We start from the raw sequence: 2,597 nt of genomic DNA on the forward strand, positions 1-2,597 counted from the left end.
AAAGGAGTGTTGACCTTGAAATTACTGAAGACGTACCTGGACCGGTGCGTGCAGTGCGGAGCGTGCATGAGCGCCTGTTCGAAGGCGTGGTCGAAGGAGGACTCCCCCGAGCTCTCCCGGATCCGAGTGGAGGCCGTCGCCGGCCTGACGGACATCCGGGTGTGCGACCAGTGCGGCGGGTGCATAGCCGTCTGCCCGTCTCTGGCCCTCTCCCGGGACACAAACGGCATCGTGCAGATCGACAGGAAGAAGTGCACCTCCTGCCTCATGTGCGTCGAATTCTGTCCCAGCGCGTCCATGTACTTCTCCGCCCGCATCCCCTCGCCCTACAAGTGCGTTGCCTGCGGCATCTGTGTTCGGGCCTGCCTCGAAGGGGCCCTTGAAATCATCGACACCGGGAAGGAGGGCTAGGGGCATGAACGCACTCGACATGAAGCTCCTCGCCGAATGGAGCTACGACCGGGCCCCCCTGCACCGGGGCTACACCCGCAAATACCTTGTCATAGATCTCGGGAACGGCGACGGGAACTACAGCCACTCCGTCCATGACATCGATGACGCCATGATCGATACCTTCACCGGAGGCAGGGGGTTCGGCCTCAAGATCCTCTGGGACGCCGTCACCCCGCAGAGCCGGTGGGACTCCCCCGAAAACGCCCTTGTCATCTCCGGGGGCCCCATCTGCGGCATCACCCAGTACCCCGGCACCGGCAAGACCTACACCGTCTTCCTCTCGCCCCTCACGGAGCAGACCTACAACAGCAACGCCGGAGGCTACTTCGGCCCCTACCTCAAGGCCTCCGGCTTCGACGCCCTTGCCGTGAAGGGCAAGGCCCCGGAGGACGTGGTCGTCTCCATCGACGGCGACGAAGGAACGATCCGCGTCTATGCCGCCCCCACGGATGAGCGCAACGCCTACGACGTCACCGAGGCCCTCCACCATGCCTTCGCCACAAACGAAGACGACCTGGCCTCCGTCTCCGCCGTCACCGCCGGCCGGGCCGCCGAGCACAGCTACTGGGGCGCCCTCAACGTCAGCTTCTACGACCCCCGCAGAAAAGCCGCCCGACTCAAGCAGGCCGGCAGGGGAGGCGGCGGCACCGTCCTCCGGGACAAGGGCATCCTCGCCCTTGTCGTCCGCAAAAGCGGCTTCACGGGTATAGAAAACGACCCCGCCGACCTCGCCGCCCTCCAGAAAGTGGGCACCAAACTCCACCGTGAAATCCGGAACAACGACGACGTCCAGTGTCTCATGCGCACCACCGGCACAGCCCACCTCAACAAAATAATGAACGACTACGACATCCTGCCCGTCAACAACTTCAAATACGGCAGGTCCGACGCCATCGGCGCCATCACCCCCGAAGAATACAAGAAACACTTCACCCAGGGGTACGCCGACGGCTGCTGGTACGGCTGCTCCATGGCCTGTGCCAAGGCTGTGGACGGCTTTGAGCTCCGCACCGGCCCCGACAAGGGCAAGAAAGTCATCGTGGACGGCCCCGAATACGAAACCGCCGCCAGCCTCGGCTCCAACGTCGGTATCTTCGACCCCCTGTGGACCATCGAAACCAACTACTACGCCGACCACTACGCCCTCGACACCATCTCCCTCGGCACCGGCCTCGCCTTCGTCTGCGAATGCTACGAACTGGGGCTTATCACGAAGGAGCACACGGGCGGCCTCGATCTCCGTTTCGGCGCCGGAGACCAGCTCATGGAACTCATCCACCGCATGATGGACGGCCGGGACGAATTCGCCGCCGCCGTCGGCAAGGGCATCCGGAAAATGAAGGACATCTTCGCCGCGCGGTACGGCGCCGACCGGAAGATCATGGAACAGATCGGCATGGAAGGGCAGGGCCTTGAAGTCTCCCAGTACCGGTGCCAGGAATCCGTCGCCCAGTGGGGAGGCTACTTCCTCACCCTCAAGGGCCCCCAGCACGACGAAGCGTGGGTCATCTTCATGGACATGGTCAACAGGCAGCTCCCCACCTTCGAGGACAAGGCCGAGGCTCTCTTTTACTTCCCCAACTTCCGCCTCTGGTTCTCCCTTGTCGGGGTCTGCAAGCTCCCGTGGAACGACGTGGAGCCCGAAGACAACCGCATCCGGTACAAAGGCATCGAAGCCGCCAAAGTTCCGGAGCACGTGCAGAACTACCTTGACATCTACGAAGCCGTCACCGGCAAGCCGCTGAGCAAGGAGGACATGATCCTCCAGTCCGAGCGGGTCTACAACTACGAGCGGATCTTCAACTACCGCATGGGCAAGGGGACCAGGAAAGAGCACACCATCCCCGACCGTGCCCTCGGGCCCGTCTTCCCCGACGAATGGAACGTGAGGAAAGAGTACTTCGAGAAGAAGCTCGAAGAAGCGGGCATATCCGGAGAAGGCCTCTCCGTGGAGGAGAAGATCTCCCGGCTGCTGGAATACCGCCGGGGCGAATGGGAGAAGCTGGTGGACGCGGTGTATGCCCGGAGGGGATGGGACAGGAACGGCGTGCCGACGAAGGAGACGGTGGAGCGCCTGGGGCTCGGCAGCCCCGAAGTGCTCGAACTTCTCGAACCCTGCTGGAGGTCGGCGGGAAGGGCATGAT

Annotated in this window: 2 protein-coding genes; both read left to right on the plus strand. The window is 63.1% G+C overall.

From position 1 onward, the window contains the following. Positions 1-15: 15 nt before the first annotated feature. A complete protein-coding gene (locus C8D99_RS15015; protein WP_133959313.1) occupies positions 16-411 on the plus strand; it encodes a 4Fe-4S dicluster domain-containing protein in 396 nt (131 codons plus the stop codon). 4 nt (positions 412-415) lie between these two features. Beyond that, complete coding sequence (locus C8D99_RS15020; RefSeq protein WP_243833972.1) at positions 416-2,596, plus strand: aldehyde ferredoxin oxidoreductase family protein; 2,181 nt, start codon at positions 416-418, stop codon at positions 2,594-2,596. Position 2,597: the final 1 nt, after the last annotated feature.

The organism is Aminivibrio pyruvatiphilus (assembly GCF_004366815.1).
Taxonomy (GTDB): domain Bacteria; phylum Synergistota; class Synergistia; order Synergistales; family Aminobacteriaceae; genus Aminivibrio; species Aminivibrio pyruvatiphilus.